The sequence below is a fragment of the Lentzea sp. NPDC037011 genome, from assembly GCF_055607425.1.
The window spans coordinates 22501-41550 of sequence record NZ_JBVJRT010000010.1 but is presented as its reverse complement, the minus strand read 5'-3'; the positions used below and the strand labels follow the sequence as shown (position 1 = coordinate 41550).

Annotated in this window: 21 protein-coding genes; 9 read left to right on the top strand and 12 right to left on the bottom strand. The window is 71.4% G+C overall.

The window, feature by feature from the left end; genetic code table 11:
* Positions 1–256: 256 nt before the first annotated feature.
* The 7 genes from mnmA to ACZ7CH_RS28555 all read right to left on the bottom strand — a co-directional run bounded on the left by mnmA (position 257) and on the right by ACZ7CH_RS28555 (position 7347).
* Positions 257–1339, bottom strand: coding sequence for a tRNA 2-thiouridine(34) synthase MnmA (gene mnmA / locus ACZ7CH_RS28585; protein ID WP_458430549.1), 1083 nt, complete (start codon positions 1337–1339; stop codon positions 257–259).
* Positions 1336–2508 carry a cysteine desulfurase family protein gene (locus tag ACZ7CH_RS28580; protein ID WP_470370826.1) on the bottom strand — a complete coding sequence of 391 codons (1173 nt, stop codon included), beginning with the start codon at positions 2506–2508 and terminating at the stop codon, positions 1336–1338. The genes mnmA and ACZ7CH_RS28580 overlap by 4 nt, the downstream gene beginning before the upstream one ends.
* Entirely contained in the window at positions 2508–3851 is a 1344-nt protein-coding gene (locus ACZ7CH_RS28575) for an MFS transporter (RefSeq protein WP_470375382.1), read from the bottom strand. The genes ACZ7CH_RS28580 and ACZ7CH_RS28575 overlap by 1 nt, the downstream gene beginning before the upstream one ends.
* Complete coding sequence (locus ACZ7CH_RS28570) at positions 3808–4680, bottom strand: lysophospholipid acyltransferase family protein (protein WP_470370827.1); 873 nt, start codon at positions 4678–4680, stop codon at positions 3808–3810. Before ACZ7CH_RS28570 ends, ACZ7CH_RS28575 begins: the two co-directional genes overlap by 44 nt.
* Positions 4677–5450: a GNAT family N-acetyltransferase gene (locus tag ACZ7CH_RS28565; RefSeq protein ID WP_360391346.1), complete on the bottom strand. Its 774-nt coding sequence runs from the start codon at positions 5448–5450 to the stop codon at positions 4677–4679. The genes ACZ7CH_RS28570 and ACZ7CH_RS28565 overlap by 4 nt, the downstream gene beginning before the upstream one ends.
* 147 nt (positions 5451–5597) lie before the next feature.
* Entirely contained in the window at positions 5598–6551 is a 954-nt protein-coding gene (locus ACZ7CH_RS28560; RefSeq protein WP_458430546.1) for an electron transfer flavoprotein subunit alpha/FixB family protein, read from the bottom strand.
* Between the two features lie 13 nt (positions 6552–6564).
* A complete protein-coding gene (locus ACZ7CH_RS28555) occupies positions 6565–7347 on the bottom strand; it encodes an electron transfer flavoprotein subunit beta/FixA family protein (RefSeq protein WP_360391353.1) in 783 nt (260 codons plus the stop codon).
* A 211-nt stretch (positions 7348–7558) separates the two neighbouring features.
* On the opposite strand from ACZ7CH_RS28555, the gene ACZ7CH_RS28550 reads away from it, so the two are divergent.
* Positions 7559–8401: a DegV family protein gene (locus ACZ7CH_RS28550; RefSeq protein ID WP_360391356.1), complete on the top strand. Its 843-nt coding sequence runs from the start codon at positions 7559–7561 to the stop codon at positions 8399–8401.
* A 65-nt stretch (positions 8402–8466) separates the two neighbouring features.
* Positions 8467–8622: a hypothetical protein gene (locus ACZ7CH_RS28545; RefSeq protein WP_360391359.1), complete on the top strand. Its 156-nt coding sequence runs from the start codon at positions 8467–8469 to the stop codon at positions 8620–8622.
* 15 nt (positions 8623–8637) lie between these two features.
* Here the strand turns inward: ACZ7CH_RS28545 and ACZ7CH_RS28540 are convergent, their stop codons facing one another.
* The 4 genes from ACZ7CH_RS28540 to ACZ7CH_RS28525 form a co-directional block, all read right to left on the bottom strand.
* A complete protein-coding gene (locus ACZ7CH_RS28540; RefSeq protein ID WP_470375381.1) occupies positions 8638–9438 on the bottom strand; it encodes an isocitrate lyase/PEP mutase family protein in 801 nt (266 codons plus the stop codon).
* A gap of 95 nt (positions 9439–9533) precedes the next feature.
* Entirely contained in the window at positions 9534–9992 is a 459-nt protein-coding gene (locus ACZ7CH_RS28535) for a hypothetical protein (protein ID WP_470375380.1), read from the bottom strand.
* A 1-nt stretch (position 9993) separates the two neighbouring features.
* The gene (locus ACZ7CH_RS28530; RefSeq protein ID WP_470375379.1) at positions 9994–10296 is read right to left on the bottom strand and encodes a hypothetical protein; all 303 of its coding nucleotides are present in this window, start codon (positions 10294–10296) and stop codon (positions 9994–9996) included.
* A complete protein-coding gene (locus ACZ7CH_RS28525; protein ID WP_470375378.1) occupies positions 10293–11243 on the bottom strand; it encodes a hypothetical protein in 951 nt (316 codons plus the stop codon). The genes ACZ7CH_RS28530 and ACZ7CH_RS28525 overlap by 4 nt, the downstream gene beginning before the upstream one ends.
* A 314-nt stretch (positions 11244–11557) precedes the next feature.
* Here ACZ7CH_RS28525 and ACZ7CH_RS28520 point away from each other — a divergent pair, with 314 nt between their 5' ends.
* From ACZ7CH_RS28520 to ACZ7CH_RS28500, 5 genes are all read left to right on the top strand, one after another.
* A complete protein-coding gene (locus ACZ7CH_RS28520; RefSeq protein WP_360391372.1) occupies positions 11558–12400 on the top strand; it encodes a DegV family protein in 843 nt (280 codons plus the stop codon).
* Positions 12401–12505: 105 nt separating this feature from the next.
* Positions 12506–13234: a class I SAM-dependent methyltransferase gene (locus tag ACZ7CH_RS28515; RefSeq protein ID WP_470375377.1), complete on the top strand. Its 729-nt coding sequence runs from the start codon at positions 12506–12508 to the stop codon at positions 13232–13234.
* Positions 13231–14691 carry a 1,4-alpha-glucan branching protein domain-containing protein gene (locus ACZ7CH_RS28510; protein ID WP_470375376.1) on the top strand — a complete coding sequence of 487 codons (1461 nt, stop codon included), beginning with the start codon at positions 13231–13233 and terminating at the stop codon, positions 14689–14691. Before ACZ7CH_RS28515 ends, ACZ7CH_RS28510 begins: the two co-directional genes overlap by 4 nt.
* A 4-nt stretch (positions 14692–14695) precedes the next feature.
* The gene (locus ACZ7CH_RS28505; RefSeq protein ID WP_470375375.1) at positions 14696–15943 is read left to right on the top strand and encodes a glycosyltransferase family 4 protein; all 1248 of its coding nucleotides are present in this window, start codon (positions 14696–14698) and stop codon (positions 15941–15943) included.
* A 48-nt stretch (positions 15944–15991) separates the two neighbouring features.
* Complete coding sequence (locus ACZ7CH_RS28500; RefSeq protein WP_360391382.1) at positions 15992–16747, top strand: SGNH/GDSL hydrolase family protein; 756 nt, start codon at positions 15992–15994, stop codon at positions 16745–16747.
* Here the strand turns inward: ACZ7CH_RS28500 and ACZ7CH_RS28495 are convergent.
* Entirely contained in the window at positions 16716–17471 is a 756-nt protein-coding gene (locus ACZ7CH_RS28495; RefSeq protein ID WP_360391385.1) for an acyltransferase, read from the bottom strand. The genes ACZ7CH_RS28500 and ACZ7CH_RS28495 overlap by 32 nt on opposite strands.
* 55 nt (positions 17472–17526) lie before the next feature.
* On the opposite strand from ACZ7CH_RS28495, the gene ACZ7CH_RS28490 reads away from it, so the two are divergent.
* Together ACZ7CH_RS28490 and ACZ7CH_RS28485 are read left to right on the top strand one after the other, a co-directional pair.
* The gene (locus ACZ7CH_RS28490; protein WP_470375374.1) at positions 17527–17811 is read left to right on the top strand and encodes a hypothetical protein; all 285 of its coding nucleotides are present in this window, start codon (positions 17527–17529) and stop codon (positions 17809–17811) included.
* Between the two features lie 113 nt (positions 17812–17924).
* On the top strand, positions 17925–19025 hold the full coding sequence (locus ACZ7CH_RS28485; protein WP_470375373.1) for a YaaC family protein: 1101 nt from the start codon (positions 17925–17927) through the stop codon (positions 19023–19025).
* The last annotated feature ends 25 nt before the right edge of the window (positions 19026–19050 follow it).

Here is a 19050-nt window from a genome sequence, read left to right as displayed (position 1 = left end):
GGGCGATCCCATGCGCCAGGCCAGCTATTACCGGGCCAGTCGCCACGGGCCGGTCTCACCGGACCGCCGCCACTGACCTGATCGTCGGACTGTCGCGGCCCACCACCAGTCCTGACCCCACGAGCCCGCACACCCCGGAACCACCGCGACCGCCGTGCCGCCCCGCGTTCCTCTTCCCCCACGGGGCGAGCGAACGAGCGTTTCCGGACACACATCACCCGACCGGGCGACACCCCAACACCGACAGGCCAGCGAATCAGCTGGTCGCGTCGATCGTCGCACTGGCCAGCACCACGTCACCGCCGGCATCGGGCCGGTAGATCGCCACCGCCTGCCCCGGCGCCACACCCTTCAACGGCTCCCGCAGCTGCACCCGCAACACGCCGCCGACCACCTCGGCCACGGCGGACGAGGTACCGCCGTGCGCGCGCACCTGGGCGACGCACTCCACGGGACCGTCCAGGTCGACGTGCGTGATCGGCGAGGAAGCCGAGATGCCCGTGACCGCCAGCTTCTCCACCGAGCCGACCCGGACGTTGCCGGAGACGGGCTCCAGGGCCAGCACGTAGCGGGGCCGGCCGTCGGGGGCGGGGCCGTCGATGCCCAGGCCCTTGCGCTGGCCGATGGTGAACTCGTGCACGCCCGCGTGCCGGCCGAGCACGGCGCCGGTCGCGTCGTCGATCAGCAGGCCGGGCTTGGTCTCCATGCGGGAGGCGAGGAACTTCTGGGTGTCGCCGTCCGGGATGAAGCAGATGTCGTGCGAGTCGGGCTTCTTCGCGACCGACAGGCCGCGCGCTGCGGCTTCGGTGCGCACGTCGTCCTTCGTCGTGTCGCCCAGGGGGAACATGGCGTGGGCGAGCTGGTCGGCGGTCAGGGAGGCCAGCACGTACGACTGGTCCTTGCCGAGGTCGGCCGCGCGGCGGAGCTCGGGGCGGCCGCCGACCACCTGCAGGCGGGCGTAGTGGCCGGTGCAGACCGCGTCGAAGCCGAGGGCGATGGCCTTGTCCAGCAACGCCTCGAACTTGATGCGCTCGTTGCAGCGCAGGCACGGGTTCGGGGTGCGGCCGGCGGCGTACTCGGCGACGAAGTCCTCGACGACGTCCTCGGTGAAGCGCTCGGCGAAGTCCCAGACGTAGAACGGGATGCCCATCAGGTCGGCGGCGCGGCGGGCGTCGTGGGCGTCCTCGACGGTGCAGCAGCCGCGGGCGCCGGTGCGGAGGGTGCCGGGCTTGGCGGACAGGGCCAGGTGCACGCCCGTCACGTCGTGTCCCGCTTCAACGGCGCGGGCCGCCGCCACCGCGGAGTCGACACCGCCGCTCATCGCCGCGAGGACCTTCACTGCTTGACCACCTTCCGGGAACGCCTCATGCCTGCCAGACCTGCCGTGCGCGCGCGCTCGACCACGGGACCGATCACGCCCGCCAACTCCTCGACATCGGCACGCGTCGAGGTGTGCCCGAGGGAGAACCTCAAAGATCCGCGTGCCGGCGCGGGTTCGACGCCCATCGCCAGCAGCACGTGCGACGGTTGCGCGACGCCCGCGGTGCAGGCGGAGCCAGTGGAGCACTCGACGCCGCGTGCGTCGAGCAGCATCAGCAGGCTGTCGCCCTCGCAGCCGGGGAACGTCAGGTGTGCGTTGCCGGGCAGCCGGTCGACCGGGTCGCCGTTGACGACCACGTCCGGCACCACCGCGCGCACCGAGGCGATCAGCTCCTCGCGCAACGCGACCAGTTCGGCGGCGCGCTGTTCCTGCTCCTCCACGGCGATGCGGACGGCGCGGGCGAGGCCGACGATCGACGGCACGTCCAGGGTGCCGGAGCGGACGTCGCGTTCCTGGCCGCCGCCGTGCAGCAGGGGCGTGCACTTCACGTCACGCGCGAGCAGCAGCACGCCGACGCCGTAGGGGCCGCCGACCTTGTGGCCGGTCATGGTCAGCGCGGACGCGCCGGACGCGGCGAAGTGCACCGGCACCGCGCCCACGGCCTGCACGGCGTCCGTGTGGAACGGCACACCGCGCTCGGCGCACAACGCCGCGATGTCGTGCACCGGGTTGATGGTGCCGACCTCGTTGTTCGCCCACATGGTCGTGACGAGCGCCACGTCGTCGTCCAGCGCCTCGCGCACCGACTCGGCGGACACCCGGCCGAACCGGTCGGCCGGCAGCCAGGTGACCTCGGCGCCCTGCTGCTCCAGCCACTCGACGGCGTCGAGGACCGCGTGGTGCTCCACGGCCGAGGCGAGCACGCGGCGCTTGCCTTCGCGGGCCCAGTAGACGCCCTTGACCGCGAGGTTGTCGCTTTCGGTGCCGCCGCCGGTGAACAGCACCTCGGACGGCCGGGCGCCGAGGGCGTCGGCGATGTTCTCCCGCGCCTCCTCGACCGCACGCCGCGCCCGCCGGCCGGAGGTGTGCAGCGACGAGGCGTTGCCCGTGGTGGACAACGCCTCGGTCATGGCCGCGACCGCCTCGGGGTGCATCGGGGTCGTGGCAGCGTGGTCGAGATAAGCCATCAGGGCTCCAGCGTAGCCCGCATGCGGGGCCCGGTCAGAACCGCTCCCACCACGGCCAACGCCGCCATCGACAGGTTCAGCACCACCACGCCCGCCGTGGGGGCGGTCGCCAGCACCAGCACACCGCCGAGTCCGATCATGGTCGCGGAGCCCAGCATGTCGGAGATCTGCAGGGCAGCCGAGTTGAAGCCCCGGTCCTGCTCGGGTGAGGCGGCCATCATCAGCACGCCGACGCTGGAGGTCGCCATGCCCATGCCGGCGCCCGCGACGGCCCACAGGAGGAACGTCAGCCAGGCCGGGCCCCACGAGGGTGCGACGAGCGTCACGGCCGCCATGCCGGCCGCCGTGAACAGGAACCCGGTCCGCACGAGGGTGTAGCGCTCGATCTCGGGGTGCCGCGACGCCCACATCGACGCGCCGGCCCAGCCGAGGGCGCTCACCGTGAGCGGGATGCCGGCCTCCAGCGGCGAGTAGCCGTGCACGACGGTCAGCGTGAGCGGGATGAAGCTCTCGACCGCGAAGAACGTGCCGGCGAGCAGGCCGCGGGCGAGGATCGTGACGGGGAGGCCGCGGCGGGCGATCAGCGTGCCCCTGGGCAGCAGGATGCGCACCGCCGGTGTGAGGAGCAGCAGCGCGACGGCGAGCAGCCACCACGTGCGGTGCTGCAACGCCCAGCTCAGGCTCGCCACCCCGGCACCGGCGGCCAGCGCGGCGGCGGGCAGGAACCGGCGCACCGGCGGGGTCGCGGTGTGCGGTGGCAGCTTCCTGAGCACCGGGACCAGCAGCACGCTGCCGACGAGCACGAGCGGGACGATCGCGAGGAACACGAGCCGCCAGGTCAGGTGCTCGGTCGCCCACCCGGCGACGGCGGGTCCGACGAGCGACGGCACCACCCAGGCCGCCGACAGCGCGCCGAACACCGCGGGCCGGTCGCTCTCCGGGTAGGCCAGCGCGATGACGACGTAGATCGCGACGATCAGGAAGCCGGCGCCGAGGCCCTGCAGGGCCCTGCCCGCCAGCAGCACGGTCATGTTCTCCGCGACGCCCGCGACGACCAGGCCGGCGAGGAACAGGCTCACGCCGATCAGCACGGCGGGCTTGGGGCCGCGCCGGTCCGACAGGCGGCCGGAGAAGACGGTGGCCATGACGCTCGCCGCGAGGTTCGCGAGGAACGGCCACGCGTACAGCGCCTCGCCGTGCAGCTCGCGGACCATGGTGGGCATCGCCGTGCCGACGCCCATCGCCTCGAAGGCGAGGAGCGTGACCAGCAGGACGATGCCCGTCGTGGGCCAGCGGCGGTCAGGCGACCAGAGGCGAGACGGCCGGGGCGCGGTGAGTGTCACCGGTAGATCGTGCAACTTCCAGTTCGGTCGAGGTCAAGCGATTTGATTGCTCTTGTGCAAGTTTTGCGAGCTGCCTGCGGTTCTCCGCGCGGCCGGGGGCGATCTCGTCGAGCACGTGCACCTCGACGGTGAGGCCCCTCACGCGCAGCACCCGGCGGATCGAGTCGACCAGGGTGTCGCTGCCGATGAACGCGGGCTGCGTGCTCACGTGGCCGTCGACCCGGTAGCGCAGCACGATCGGCCGCACCGGCACACCGGCGTCCAGGGCGGCCTGGAACAACGCCGGCCGGTAGCGCCCGGAGGCGAGCCCGCACCACGTGGTGCCCTCGGCGTGGATGCCGACGGCGGACCCGGCGCGCAGGGTCGCCGCCAGCTCGGCGACGGTCCGCGGCAGCTCGCGCAGCCGTTCGCGGTCGAGGTAGACGGTGCCAGCCGCGGTGATGATCCGGCCGAGCACCGGCCAGCCCTTGATGTCCTTCTTGGCGACGATCCGGATGGGCTGCACCGCGTCGATCGCGAGCTCGTCCAGCCACGACACGTGGTTGCTGGCGACGAGCACACCGCGTTGCGGCACCTCCTGGAACCTGCGGGCGCCGTGGACCTCCAGGCGCACGCCGAACGCGCGCAGCAGGGCGTGGAACCACAGCCGCACCACGGTTTCCCGCTGTGCGCGCGGCAGCAGCAACGCGAGGACGATCCCCACGCCGCACAGCAGTGCCGTCAGGGCCGTGACGGCACGCCAGAGCTGCCTGACCCCGCCCGCGGTCCGCGGGGCCGACCCGACGCACCCGTCGCCGCACGGCGAGGCGGGCATCCAGGCGTGGCTCACGACGTCTCCCCCAGGAAGAACCTCAGGTACCGCTGGTCCACGTGGTCCATGCCGAGCAGGATGAACAGGTCGGCCACCCCGAAGTCGGCGTCGAGCGCGGGCCGCCCGCAGATCCGGGCGCCGAGCCGCAGGTACCCCTTGAGCAGCGGCGGCAGCACGGTCCTGGCGGGCCGCTCGACCGCGTCGACGTCCCACGGCCGGTGCGGCGTCACGCGGTACTGCTCGGGCGCGTAGTGCTTGGCGTGCACGGTGTCCCACACCCCGGCCGCGAGAGCACCGCCGTCCTGCAACGGGATGCTGGCGCAGCCGACGAGCCACTTGTGGCCGCTCAGCAGCATGTAGCGCGCGATGCCGGCCCACACGAGGCTCACGACGGCGCCGTTGCGGTGGTCGGGGTGCACGCACGACCGGCCGGTCTCGACCGTGGTGTGCCGGATGTGGTCGAGGTTGGCGAGGTCGAACTCGGTGTCGGCGTAGAGCCGCCCGGCCTCCCTGGCGCGCTCCGGCGGCAGCATCCGGTAGCCGCCGACGATCTGGCCGGTGCGGTCGTCGCGCACCACCAGGTGGTCGCAGTGCCGGTCGAACTCGTCGACGTCGTGGCCGGGCACGCTCGTGGTCAGCGTCGCGCCCATCTCACCGGCGAACACCTCGTGGCGCAGTTTCTGCGCGGCGACGACCTCGGCGCCGTCCCTGGCGACGAGGAGGGAGTAGCGGGGAACGTCCTCACCCTGTCGGGCGGGGGTGCTGACAAGCAGTTCCGGCTGCGTCATGCGCACCAGGGTGATCCCGCGTTGGCGAATGACAGCAGGGCACAACGATGACCGGTCAGTGGCAGTCGGGTGAAGAGCCGGTGGTGCCCGCGCACGCGGAAGGGCCGCCCCGCGCACGGGACGGCCCTTCCGGTGAGCTGGTCGTGCTCAGCCCTTGCGCTTCTGGACCTCACCGGTCAGCTGCGGTGCGACGGCGAACAGGTCGCCCACCACGCCGAAGTCGGCGATCTCGAAGATCGGGGCCTCGGGGTCCTTGTTGACCGCGACGATCGTCTTCGAGGTCTGCATGCCCGCGCGGTGCTGGATGGCACCGGAGATGCCCAGCGCCACGTACAGCTGCGGCGAGACCGTCTTGCCGGTCTGGCCCACCTGGAACTGGTGCGGGTAGTAGCCCGAGTCGACCGCGGCACGCGAGGCACCGACGGCGGCACCGAGCGAGTCGGCGAGCTCCTCGACGACGGAGAACTTCTCGGCGGAGCCGACGCCGCGGCCACCGGAGACGACCACGGAGGCCTCGGTGAGCTCGGGGCGGTCGCCGCCGACCACGGCCTCGCGGGAGGTGACGCGGGCGGCCTTGGCGGTGTCCACGGACACGGAGACCGACTCGTCGAGCGCGGCGTCCGCGGCGGACTCCTCGGCGTCGACGCCGCCGGGGCGGACCGTGATGACCGGGGTGCCCTGGCTGACCTTCGCCTTGACGACGAACGCGCCACCGAAGATGGACTGCACGCCGGTGCCGTCGGCCTCGACGTCCACGACGTCGACGAGCCAGCCGGAGCCGATGCGCACGGCCAGGCGGCCCGCGACCTCCTTGCCCTCTGCGGTCGCGGAGACGAGCACCGCGGCGGCGTTCGGGGCGAGGGCGGCGAGCGCGTCGACCTTCGGCGTCACCAGGTAGTTGACGGCGTCGTCGGACTCGACGGCGTAGACCTTGGCCGCGCCGTACCTGCCGAGCGACTCGCGGACCTTGGCGGCGGTGCCGGGGGCACCGACGACGACCGCGGACGGGGTGCCGAGGCGACGGGCGGCCGTGAGCAGCTCGTAGCTGACCTTCTTGACCTCGCCGTCGACGTGGTCGACCAGGACCAGTACTTCAGACATGGTTTCCACTCCCTCAGATGAGCTTCTGGCCGACGAGGTACTCGGCGATCTTCGCGCCGCCGTCGCCGCCGTCCTCGACGCGCTGACCGGCGGTGCGCGGCGGCTTCGGGGCCGCTTCGAGCACCTGGGTCCACGCACCGGACAGGCCGACCTCGGCCGCGTCGACGCCCAGGTCCGCGATCGAGACCGTGGAGACGGGCTTCTTCTTCGCGGCCATGATGCCCTTGAAGGAGGGGTAGCGCGGCTCGTTGATCTTCTCGGTCACCGAGATCACGGCGGGCAGCGACGCCTCGAGGAACGCGACGCCCTCGTCGGTCTCGCGCTCGCCCTTGATCGTGGTGCCCTCGACGGTGACCTTGCGCAGCTGGGTGACCTGCGGCAGGCCCAGCAGCTCGGCGATGATGGCCGGGACGGCGCCCGCGCGGCCGTCGGTCGCCTCGTTGCCGGCGATGACGAGGTCCACGCCCTCGACGGTGCCGATGGCCTTGGCGAGGACCTTCGCGGTGGCCAGCGAGTCGGAGCCGTGCAGCGCCTCGTCGTTCACGTGGATGGCCTTGTCGGCACCCATCGAGAGGGCCTTGCGGATGGCGTCGGTGGCGCGGTCGGGACCCATCGCGATCACGGTCACCTCACCGCCGTGGGCCTCCTGCAGCTGCAGGGCCTCTTCGACGGCGCGCTCGTTGATCTCGTCGAGCACTGCATCCGCGGACTCGCGGTCAAGGGTGTGGTCGGCGTCGGTGAGCTTGCGCTCGGACCAGGTGTCAGGCACCTGCTTGACCAGGACAACAATGTTCATAGGTCCTCTTCGACCTCCTGCGGACGGGCGGCGACGCGCAGAGGACTTCAGAACTGCGCCGCCGGGTGTTCACGACCCTGCCATCACCCGGATGTTACCCGCCAGTAGCAGCGGTGCAAACGGGAGCAAGCACTCCGCTAGCGTGACGGTTCTCACCCGGTCGCACCACCGATTGAGACGTACCCCATTCGGGCGAGTAACCTGCGCGGACATGTACCGGCGAGTAGTAGTAGTGACCGACTCCACGGCCTGCCTCCCGGCTCACCTGACCGACCAGCTCGGCATCGAGGTCGTGCAGATCCAGGTCAGGATCGGCGACCACACCGACGACGAGGCCCGCGTCCCGGTTCCCGACCTCGTGTCGGCCATGCGCGCGAACGTGCCCGTCGAGACGATCCCGCCGGATCCGGGCGCCTTCTTCTGGACCTACGGAGACCTCGCCGCCCAGGGCGTCCAGGCCATCGTGTCGGTGCACGTCTCCGGCCGGCTCTCCGCCACCGTGGACGCCGCCCGCACCGCCGCCGCGCAGTCGCGTGTCCCCGTGCACGTCGTCGACACCCACACCTGCGGGATGAGCATCGGCTACGCGGTCCAGGCCGCCGCCAAGGTGGCCGAGGCCGGCGGGACCGTCGAGCGCGTGATCGAGACGGCCCAGCGCCGCTACGACCGGTCCACCGAGCTCATCTACGTCGACACGCTCGAATACCTGCGGCGCGGCGGCAAGATCGGTGCCGCGGCGGCGCTCGTGGGCTCCGCGCTGTCGCTCAAGCCGCTGCTGACCATGTCCGACGCCCAGATCACCCCGCTGGACCGGGTGATCGGCGCCGACCGCGCGCTGAACCGGATGCTGGACATCGCGATCAAGCGCGCGGGCACCGACCAGGTCGACATCGCGGTCGAGCACTTCGACGCGCTGGAGAGGGCGCAGCGGCTGCTGGGCAAGCTGCGGCGCGGTGTGCCCAACGTCCGCCAGTTCATGCTGACGCAGGTCAGCTCGGCCATCGGCGCCCACGTGGGCCCCGGTGCGCTGGGCATCACCGTTTCGCCGGTGTGACGTCCGGGAACTCCAGGTGCCCCGTGTTGCGTTGAAATGGACGTAACGGACACCTGGAGGACCCGATGGCGTTCATGGACAAGATCACCAAGTTCCTGCACAGCCCTTCGGGGCGTCGACTGCAGGACAAGGCACGTGAGCTCTCCCGCGACCCCCGCCGCCGCGCGCAGGCGGAGCAGCTGCTGCGCAAGTTCCGCAGTGGCGGCAAGAAGAAGTACTAGACCGGCTGACAGGTACTAGAACAGCTCGTTCAGCTCCCCGTACCCCAAGCCGTCCCTCGTGCTGTCGTACGTGCCGGCGCTCAGCAGCTCCTCCGCCGCCTTCTTCGCCACGGCGTAGGCGGCGGAGGCGAGCGCGGTGCCGACGCTGATCCTGGCCGCGCCCGCCTGTGCCAGCTCCGCCGTGGCGGGCGCGCCGGGACCCGCGAGGACGTTGAGCGGTGCCGCGATGTTCTTCGCCAGCTCCGCCACGTCGGCGAGGTCGGTCACCCCCGGCACGAAGATGCCGCTCGCGCCCGCCGCCAGGTACGCCTCCGCCCGCCGCAGGGTCTCGCCGAGCCGGTCAGCCGGGTCGCCGACACCGCGCAGGAAGACATCGATGCGGGCGTTGAGGTAGAGCTCCGGTGCGCCCTCCCGTGCCGCGCGCAGTCGTTCGGACTGCTCCTCGACGGACCGGAGCGCGCTGCCGTACCCGTCCTCGACGTTCACACCGGACGCACCGGCGGCGGCGACCGCCGCGAGGGTCGCGCGCACCTCGTCGGCGGTCTCGCCGAACCCGGCCTCGATGTCCGCGGTCACCGGCACGGACACGGCCTTCGCGATCCTCGCGACGAGGTCCACCGCCAGGTCGCGGTCGAGCCGGTCGCCGTCGGGGGCGCCGAGGCTCCACGCGACACCGGCGCTCGTGGTGGCGACGGCCTGCGCGCCGGCGGCCTCGACGATCAGCGCCGAGGCCACGTCCCAGGCGTTGGGGAGCACCAGGGGCGGCTGCCGGTGCAGGGCGTGGAAGAGCTGCGTGCGGTCGGAGCTGGAAGTCATGATCAAGTGATAGCAGCCGGGACCGCGCGAGTCCGGCAGTTTTCCGACATCTACCGCGGGTTTCCGACATCTGCCACGAGGTCGCGGCCGTCCGCTCAGTTGCTGCCGGCCTTGCGCCGCACCTCGTCGAACGTCCGCAGGTAGCGCTCCCGGAACTCGTCCCGCTCGGCCCACGTGGTGTGCTCGGCGGGCTGGGGTCCTGGCGGGGGCGGCAACACGGCCTCGGCCGGTTCCTCGTCAACGGGTTCCGGTCCGGGTTCGGGCACCGCTTCCACCACCGGCTCCGGCTCGGGTTCCGGCTCCGCCCGCGGCAGGCCCACCACGGCGTTGCGGTGGATCGGCGGGGTGTCGTAGTCGGCGTCCGGCATCGGCTGCGGCGCCCACGCCTCGTCAGCGGACGCGGTCCGCCGCGGGACCGGGAGCGCGTCGACCGCCGGACCCGGCCGCGTCTCCTCGGCGTCCTCGCGGCGGCGCGTCACGACGTACATCAGCGCCGCCCCCAGGGTGAAGGACAGCAAGCACAACCCGAACACGATCTCGACGGCACCGGCCACCTCAGGCTCCTGCCTGTCCGACGGGGGTGACGGCGCCACCGGAGACGGTGCGCGGCACCGCAGGCGATGCCCGCCGCACGTTCTGCTGCGCGACGGCCGCCGGGACGAGCAGCGGGGCGGGCCGCTCCATCCGCAGCGGTGGCAGGAAGGCCGGGAGCGGCACCGGCCCCGCGGGTGGCGGCGGTGTGGCGGGGGACGGCGACAGCGCGGTCGTCAGCTCCTCGCCCGCGACCGAGAAGCCGGCGGCCGTGACCGCGGCGGGCACCAGCACCGCCCCCAGCACGAGCGGCACCCACTGCCTCACGAGGCGGCCACCTGCTCCGGTATCAGCGCGGGCGCGACCTGGTCGGCGGCGGCGGTCAGGGCGGCACGGGCGGCCGACAGCTGCGAGTGCACGACGCGGCGCAGCTCGCGCAGCTCGTCCACCTCCCGCGCCACCTCGGCGAGGCGGCGGTTCGACTCGCGGCAGGCCATCGTCACCACGAACCCGGCGCGGGCGCGGGCCAGCGCCTCCTGCTGCTCCAGGTGCTGCGCGGCCTCGGTGCGGCGCCGGGTCGTGGTCAGCTCGAAGAACCGCTGGGCCTTCTCGCGCTTGCGCTCGGCGTCGGCCTCCAGCGAGCTGCACGCCAGCGCGGTCTCGCGCAGCAGCCGGTCGGCGTCGGACTGGGCCTGCTCCACAGCTTCGGCGCACTCGCGCTCGACCTGGTCGGCGCGCTGCCGGTGCTGGGCCTCCAGGTCGGCGCAGCGGCGCTCCAGCTCGACCTCGCGCTCGTCCATGGCGGCGGCACGGGAGGAGCACTGGCGGCGGGTCTCGCGCAGCTCGGACTCGGCCTCGGCCCGCAGGGCGGCGGACTCGCGCTCGGCCTCGGCGACCAGCGCGGCGCACTCGGCCTCGGTGCGCAGGCGGAGGTCGGCGCACTCGCGGCCGGCCCGCAGGTGCATCTCCGCCGCCTCGTCCTCGGCGAGGCGGAGCATGCGGTGCATCCGTTCGGTGGCGCTCGCGTGCGACCCGGGGGTGGACTCCAGCCGCTCGATCCTGGCGCGCGCCTCGTCGAGGTCCTGGCGCGTCGTCTCCAGGAGCCGGCGCAGATCGGCGGCCTGCGCCAGCGCTTCGGCCCGGTCGAGGCTCGTGAAGCGGAGCTGCTCCTCGAGATTCTCGATGTGGTCGATGACCTGACGTCGGTGAAAACCTCGGTGGACAACGTCGAAACCGGCGTGCAGCGGAACTATCTCGTGCCCTTTTGCACCCATGGTCACCTGCTCACTCACACCGCGGAAGATTGTGCGAGCGTACCGAGTTGACCACCCTCCAACCAGTGTCGACAAAGGACCGGACGGTCTCCGGCGGCGGTCGGGAACACGGTTCCTTGCAGGGCAAACACGGAGATCCTAGATCAACTCCACCAGGCCGTCAGTCACCCGATTGTGTAAGCGGGTCGCCCTTTCTGTGGTGTTCACTCCGTGCGTTCGTCGTGTACGGAAAGCGACGATGCAGGCATACGTCACACGAATTGCCATCCTTCGCCAGTGGTTCAAGCGATCACGCTTCGTTAACCTTCCTTCCCGTGTCCTCACGTGTAGCCGTCGTCACCGACTCGACCGCGTCACTCCCGGCCCGGCTGGCCGACCGGTTCAACATCATCACCGTGCCGATGCAGCTGAAGATCGGATCGGAGTTGATCGACGAGGCGTACGTGCCGACCGAGCGCCTGCTGCAGGCGTTGCAGGCGGAGATCCCGATCACGACCCAGCCGCCGGCGCCGGACGCGTTCTTCTGGGCCTACCAGGACGCGTGGGCCAAGGGCGCGGAGACGATCGTGTCGGTCCACGTGAGCCCGAAGCTCTCCCCCGCGACGGACGCGGCGAAGGCGGCAGCGGCCAAGTCGCGCGTGCCGGTGTTCATCGTGGACTCGCACTCGTCGGGCATGACCCTCGGTTTCGCGGCGCTCGCGGCGGCGCGGATCGCTCAGACCGGCGGCAACGTGCAGCACGCCCGCAGCGTCGCCGAGCAGCGCGGCCGCGACGCGCACGTGCTGATCTACGTCGACACGCTGCACTACCTGCGCAAGGCCGGCCGGGTGAGCGCGACGGCGAAGCTCTTCGGCGACGCGCTCTCGGTCAAGCCGCTGCTGACGGTCGTCAACGGCGAGGTGGAGCCGTTCGGCAAGGTCGTCGGCCGCGACCGGGCGCTGTCCAAGCTCGCCGACAAGGCCGTGGCACTGGCCCACGGCCGCGACGTGGACCTCGCGGTGGAGCACTTCGCCGCCGAGCAGGAGGGTCAGGAGCTGCTGCAGATGCTGCAGAGGCGGATCCCGCACGCCCGCGACATCGTGCTGACCCAGGTGAGCGCGGCGATCGGCGCGAACGTGGGTCCCGGCGCGCTGGCGGTCACCGTCTCGCCGTTCTGACCGCGCCGGGATGCTCGTCCAGGCACCGCGGAGGCCCGTGCAGCGGGGAGGTGACCGGGTGCTCCGCGGTACCGACTGTCACTACTGGCAAGTAACCTGGCGGGCGTGACCCTCCCCCTGACCGGCGAACGCACGGTACCCGGCATCGCGGAAGAGAATTACTGGTTCCGCAGGCACGAGGCCGCATATCTACACCTCATCGGCCACTGCGCGGACGCCGTGGTGCTGGAGGCCGGCTGCGGCGAGGGCTACGGCGCCCAGCTGATCCGCACGGTCGCGCGGCGGGTCGTCGCGCTCGACTACGACGAGCTGACCTCGCGGCACGTCGCCCGCACGTACCCGCGGCTCGACGTGCTGCGCGGCAACCTGGCGACGCTGCCGCTGCGCACCGGCTCCGTGGACGTGGTGGCGAACCTGCAGGTGATCGAGCACCTGTGGGACCAGGAGCAGTTCCTCGCGGAGTGCCGGCGCGTGCTGCGGCCCGGCGGCACGCTGATCGTGACCACGCCGAACCGGCTCACGTTCTCCCCCGGCCAGGACACGCCGCTGAACCCGTTCCACACCAGGGAACTGGCTCCGTCCGAACTGGACGAGATGCTGCGGGCGGCTGGTTTCGCCGTTGACGAACTGAGCGGGCTGCGTCACGGACCGAGGCTCGACTCGCTCCTCGGTGGACGGATCATCGACGCACAGGTCGAGGTCGCCCTGTCCGGCGCGCCCTGGCCGGCCGAGCTCAAGGAGGCCGTCGAGTCGGTGACGGTGGACGACTTCGACATCACCTCCGCGGACCTGGACACCAGCCTCGACCTGGTGGCCGTGGCGGTGCGCGCGTGACGGGCGGGCACGAGGGCACCTTCTGCCTGGTGCTGCACAGCCACCTGCCCTGGCTCGCCCACCACGGCGCGTGGCCGGTCGGCGAGGAGTGGCTCTACCAGGCCTGGGCGCACTCGTACCTGCCCGTCGTGGACATGCTGCGGCGCTTCGCCGACGAGGGCCGCCACGACGTGCTGACCCTGGGCGTCACGCCGGTGCTGGCCGCACAGCTGGACGACCCGTACTGCCTGCGCGGCGCGCACGACTGGCTCGGCAACTGGCACCTGCGCTCCCAGTACGCCGGACGGCGGCTGCCGGAGCTGTCGGCCTACGAGCACCGCGCCTCGGCCCGGGCGCTGGAGCAGTTCGAGACCCGGTGGCGGCACGGGTTCTCGCCGATCCTGCGGTCCCTTGTGGACTCCCGGACCGTCGAGCTGCTCGGCGGACCCGCCACGCACCCGTTCCAGCCGCTGCTGGACCCGCGGGTGCGGGCGTTCGCGCTGCGGACCGGCCTGGACGACACGGCACTGCGGGTCGGCCGCGCGCCGGAGGGCATCTGGGCGCCCGAGTGCGGCTACTCGCCGGGCATGGAGACCGGGTACGCGGCGGCGGGCGTGCGGCGGTTCCTGGTCGACGGGCCCGCGTTGCACGGCGACACGTCCACCGCGCACCCGGTCGGCTCGTCCGACGTGCTCGCGTTCGGCCGCGACCTGGAGGTGTCCTACCGCGTCTGGTCGCCCAAGGTCGGCTATCCGGGTGACGCGGCCTACCGGGACTTCCACACCTTCGACCACCCCACCGGCCTGAAGCCGGCGCGGGTGACCGGCAAGAACGTGGCGCCGCAGGACAAGCGGCCCTACGACCCGCTGCTCGCCCGCGAGGCGATCGAACGGCACGTCGAGGACTTCGTCGGCACGGTCGTGCGGCGGTTGCGCGCGATCGACGGCGGACTGGTCGTGGCGGCCTACGACACCGAGCTGTACGGGCACTGGTGGCACGAGGGTCCGATGTGGCTGGAGGGCGTGCTGCGCGCGTTGCCGGAGGCCGGTGTGCGCGTGACGACGCTGCGCGGCGCCGTCGAGGCCGGCCACGTGGGCGCGCCGGTCGAGCTGCCCGCCTCCTCGTGGGGCAGCGGCAAGGACTGGCGGGTCTGGGACGGCGCGCAGGTCGCCGACGTCGTGTCGCTGAACGCGGCGGTGCAGCGGGAGCTGCTGGAGCTCGACCTCTCCGGCACCACCAGGGACCCGGTGCTGGACCAGGCGGTGCGCGAGGCGTTGCTGGCGTTGTCGAGCGACTGGGCGTTCATGGTCACGAAGGACTCGGCCGCCGACTACGCGCGGTACCGCGCGAAGATTCACAGCGACCGGTTCAGCGAGCTCGCCGCGCTGGCCAGAAGCGGCCGGGGCCGGGCGAGGGCGGCGGAGCTCCGCGCGGCGGACGGCCCGTTCGGGCAGCTGGACGCGCGAGGAATGAGGTAACGGCATGCGCGTGCTGATGTTGTCGTGGGAGTACCCGCCGGTGGTCGTCGGCGGGCTGGGCAGGCACGTCCACGCGCTCGCGACACAGCTGGCCGCGCAGGGGCACGAGGTCGTCGTGCTGTGCCGGCAACCGTCCGGCACCGACGCGGTCACGCACCCCACCGCGGACGTGGAGAGCGAGGGCGTGCGGCTCGTCCGGGTCGCCGAGGACCCCGCGCACCTGGTGTTCGAGAAGGACCTCGTGGCGTGGACGCTCGCGATGGGCCACGCGATGGTCCGCGCCGGGCTGGCGCTGGCACCGTGGCGACCGGACGTGGTGCACGCGCACGACTGGCTGGTCTCGCACCCGGCGATCGCGCTCGCGGAGGCCCACGGCGTGCCGCTGGTGGCCACGGTGCACGCGACCGAGGCGGGCAGGCACTCCGGCTGGCTCTCGCACCCGCTGAACCAGCAGGTGCACTCGGTGGAGTGGTGGCTCGCGAACCGGGCCGACGCGCTGATCACGTGCTCGTCGGCGATGCGCCGGGAGGTGGCGCACCTGTTCGAAGTGGACACCGCGGACGTCTCCGTGCTCCACAACGGCATCGAGCCCGGCGGCTGGCGGGTGCGCCCGGCGGACGTCGGTGCGGCCCGGCGGCGGCACACCCCGCACGGCGACCCGCTGCTGCTGTTCTTCGGCCGGATCGAGTGGGAGAAGGGCGTCCAGGACCTGATCGCCGCGCTGCCGCGGATCCGCAGGGCGTTCCGGGGCACGCGGGTCGTGGTGGCCGGTGGTGGTTCGCAGACGGAGTGGTTGCGGGAGCAGGCGCGCAAGCACCGGGTGCTGCGGGCGGTGGAGTTCGTGGGGCACCTGTCCGACCGGTCGCTCGCCGCGCTGCTCACCGCCGCGAACGCGGTCGTGCTGCCGTCGCGGTACGAGCCGTTCGGCATCGTGGCCCTGGAGGCGGCCGCCGCCGGGACACCGCTGGTGGCCTCGACGGCGGGCGGCCTGGGCGAGGTCGTGCTGGACGGGGTAACCGGGCTGTCGTTCGCGCCCGGTGACGTGGACGGGCTGGCCCGTGCGGTGCGCGCGGTGCTGTCGGACCCGGCGGCTGCCGCCACCCGTGCGCGCGCCGCCAAGGCACGGCTCGCAACGGACTTCAACTGGGCCACGATCGCGGCGGGCACGGCGGAGGTCTACGCGTCGGCCGTCGTGCGCGAGCCGCGGGTGCTGGGCCGCCCCAAGATCGCGACGGGAAATCTGTTCACCTAGCTCCAGTACAGTCCGCGGCCACGTGAACGAGAGGTGACCGGGGACTGAATGAGATACCAACGCTTCGTGGCACTCGGGGACAGCTGCACCGAGGGCCTGGACGACCTGCTGCCCGACGGCGCGTACCGCGGCTGGGCTGACCGGGTGGCGTCCGTGCTGGACGCGCCCGGTTTCCGCTACGCCAACCTCGGCGTGCGCGGACGCCGGCTCGACCAGATGCTCGCCGAACAGGTGCCGCTCGCCGCCGAGCTGTCACCGGACCTGCTCGTGCTCTTCGGCGGCGGCAACGACGTGATGTCCGGCGCGACCTGCGCCCAGATCGCCGACCGGGTCGACGCGGTGGTGTCCGCCGTGTCGTCGCTGGCGCCGACCGTCGCCGTGTTCACGTTGAGCGACATCTCGCACCGGATGCCGTTCGGCCGGCGCATGCGCCCGCGCATCGAGGCCCTGAACGCCGCGGTGCGCGCGGCGGCGGCCCGGTACGGCGTGCTGCTGGTGGACGTGTGGGCCGACGAGTGCGTCAACGACTCGCGCTACTTCGGCCCCGACCGCCTGCACCTGTCGTCGCTGGGCCACCGGCGGCTGGCCGGGCACCTGCTGTCCGCGCTGGACGTGCCGTTCGACCCGGCCTGGACGGCACCGCTGCCCGGCGCCGCGGCCGGCGCGTCGCTGTGGGACCACTGGCGGTGGCTGCGCGACCAGGTCCTCCCGGTCGCCTACTCGCGCTCGCGCAACAGGCTGATCGGCCGCCAGCCCGGCGACGGCTTCACGCCTAAGCGTCCGCAGCTTCTTCCGCTCGCCTAGCCAGCGCCTCCTGGGCCTTGCGCGCCATGTCGGCGACGTCCGCCCGGCGCTGCGCGTCCGCCTCGTAGTCGGCGCGCCGGTCCCGCACCACGCGGGCGGGCGCGCCGACCGCGATCTTGAAGTCCGGCACGTCCCCGCGCACCACCGCGTGCGCGCCGAGCACGCACCCACGCCCGACCCGCGTGCCGCGCAGCACCGTGACCTTGGCGCCGAGCCAGCAGTCCGGCCCGATCCGCACCGGCGACTTCACGATGCCCTGGTCCTTGATCGGCAAGGTGATGTCCTCGGTCTTGTGGTCGAAGTCGCAGATGTAGACCCAGTCCGCGACCAGGCTGGACGCCCCGATCTCGACGTCGAGGTAGCAGTTGACCGTGTTGTCCTTGCCGAACACAACCTTGTCGCCGATCCGCAACGACCCCTCGTGGCACCGGATGGCGTTGCCGTCCCCGATGTGCACCCACCGCCCGATCTCCAGCCGCCCGTACCCCGGCCGCGCCATCACGTCGACGCGCTTGCCGAAGAACACCATGCCCCGCAGCACCACGTGCGGGTTGAGCAGCCGGAACCGGAGCAGCCGCCAGTACCGCACCAGGTACCAGGGCGTGTAGGCGCGGTGGCGCAGGACCCAGCGCAACGACGCCATCGTGAGGAAGCGCGCCTGCTGCGGATCCCGGCGCGACCTGGCCCACCTGGTCCACACGGGTGCGCCCCACATCGAAGTCATGCGGGCACTTTAACTATTCGCGAACGACCGGCCTGGCCAGGCACCATCCGGAGTCGTGCGCGAAGTGTGCGGCTGGATCTTCACCGAGAACCTGACCAGGGTCGTCGAGTACCTGGCGGGCCTGGTCAACTACCGCTGGGACGAACTGGACGAGGGCGCGCTCGAGGCCGGCCTACCCGGCACAGACGACGAAGTCGAGATCTGGTTCGAGTACCCGCTCGCCCACCTGACCCTGCGGATCGCGCGCACCGATGACGACGGGCACCTGGTGTTCCGGATCGACGGCGAGTTCGACGACGTGTTCGCCGCGCGCGTGGAGACCGTGCTCGACCTCCACTAACGGCGGGTGCATCGACGGCGATCCACCTGACAGAGAGTGGTGGACCGCATGTGGGCAGTCGTGTGGCGTGTGGGAGCTAAGGCCGGAGATGCACGACGAATGACTCGCGCAGGGTGCCGCTCTACACAGGATCGAAGGAGACTCACGACTTGAACACTCGTATTTGGCAGGAAATCCGCAGTCTCCGCGCAACTCCGACAGGTTTGGCCGCAACGGATGCTGATCGACGCAAGACGTTCGTAGCGTCTCTGCGGCAGGCGGAGGAACTTGCCGAAGCTGCTGATGCCGCCGGCTACTCGGCACGCCCGCTTCCGCTCTTCTACTCACTCAGCCAAGCCGGACGAGCCATAGCGGCCGCACATCTGGCCAGTTCCGGAGTTCTTCGCGGACATGGCCTGAGCGTGGACAGCAGTGCGGCAACCTCACTGCTGGCAACCCGGGTAGAACCAAATGGCCGTGGAATCAACTCCTTCAAGGGCGTTTCGGAAGCTATAGGCTCCCCTGCACTGAGCGGAATGGTCGAACTCGGCGCATTATGGGCAGTTAACCCGGATCTTCGCAATACCCAAATACCTAGAAGCGCAGGAGAATGGCCAAGAGCACTCGACGTTCCAATCGGAGTTCAAGACGTCCGGGCATTGACAGGCCAACAAAATGCCGACCCATCTCAGCTTCCCATAACTACTGGCGGCATGGTATCCACATCAGCCACCATTGCAGCCAAGACTGGGGACGACGTAACCCGAGCCCTTCAGCCATATCCAACTCTTCGTGACGCGTTCGGGGTTAAGCAAGGACCCAGTGGCGGTGAGCGCTCCGGCCCGGACGATGAGGTCGTTGGCGGACCCGATCATGATGGTTCATGGCGAGTCACGATCGGAAGGGAAGCACCACCAAACATAAGCATCGCTGACTTCTGGCGCAGACAGCGAGAGCTTGCTTCTTTCGTTGAGATCGATGACCGACATGCAAGAACACCGTATCCCCACCTCATCGGCTACGCCCTGCCAGAATTGGCCGGAGGTCCGAGTCCTCACCCATTGATGCTGTGGTGGGCGCTTCTGTTGGGACTGTCGAGTCTTGCTCGATACGAGCCAGGAGCTTGGACTGATGCCATCGACCTCGACTCTTCCGAGCTGGCGGTGAGCCTGGAGCGAGTGCTCGACGTAGCTAGAGAACGAGTGCCGGTACGAATCCTGCAAGCACTCCGATGACGCACCTGCAGCGCCATCTCTGGTA

What these genes read in the sequence shown, in the direction of transcription:
- ACZ7CH_RS28580 (WP_470370826.1), bottom strand. Translation starts at nt 2,508, where the DNA reads ATGGCTTATCTCGACCACGCTGCCACGACCCCGATGCACCCCGAGGCG.
- ACZ7CH_RS28565 (WP_360391346.1), bottom strand. Translation starts at nt 5,450, where the DNA reads ATGACGCAGCCGGAACTGCTTGTCAGCACCCCCGCCCGACAGGGTGAG.
- ACZ7CH_RS28560 (WP_458430546.1), bottom strand. Translation starts at nt 6,551, where the DNA reads ATGTCTGAAGTACTGGTCCTGGTCGACCACGTCGACGGCGAGGTCAAG.
- ACZ7CH_RS28555 (WP_360391353.1), bottom strand. Translation starts at nt 7,347, where the DNA reads ATGAACATTGTTGTCCTGGTCAAGCAGGTGCCTGACACCTGGTCCGAG.
- ACZ7CH_RS28550 (WP_360391356.1), top strand. Translation starts at nt 7,559, where the DNA reads ATGTACCGGCGAGTAGTAGTAGTGACCGACTCCACGGCCTGCCTCCCG.
- ACZ7CH_RS28545 (WP_360391359.1), top strand. Translation starts at nt 8,467, where the DNA reads ATGGCGTTCATGGACAAGATCACCAAGTTCCTGCACAGCCCTTCGGGG.
- ACZ7CH_RS28540 (WP_470375381.1), bottom strand. Translation starts at nt 9,438, where the DNA reads ATGACTTCCAGCTCCGACCGCACGCAGCTCTTCCACGCCCTGCACCGG.
- ACZ7CH_RS28525 (WP_470375378.1), bottom strand. Translation starts at nt 11,243, where the DNA reads ATGGGTGCAAAAGGGCACGAGATAGTTCCGCTGCACGCCGGTTTCGAC.
- ACZ7CH_RS28505 (WP_470375375.1), top strand. Translation starts at nt 14,696, where the DNA reads ATGCGCGTGCTGATGTTGTCGTGGGAGTACCCGCCGGTGGTCGTCGGC.
- ACZ7CH_RS28500 (WP_360391382.1), top strand. Translation starts at nt 15,992, where the DNA reads ATGAGATACCAACGCTTCGTGGCACTCGGGGACAGCTGCACCGAGGGC.
- ACZ7CH_RS28495 (WP_360391385.1), bottom strand. Translation starts at nt 17,471, where the DNA reads ATGACTTCGATGTGGGGCGCACCCGTGTGGACCAGGTGGGCCAGGTCG.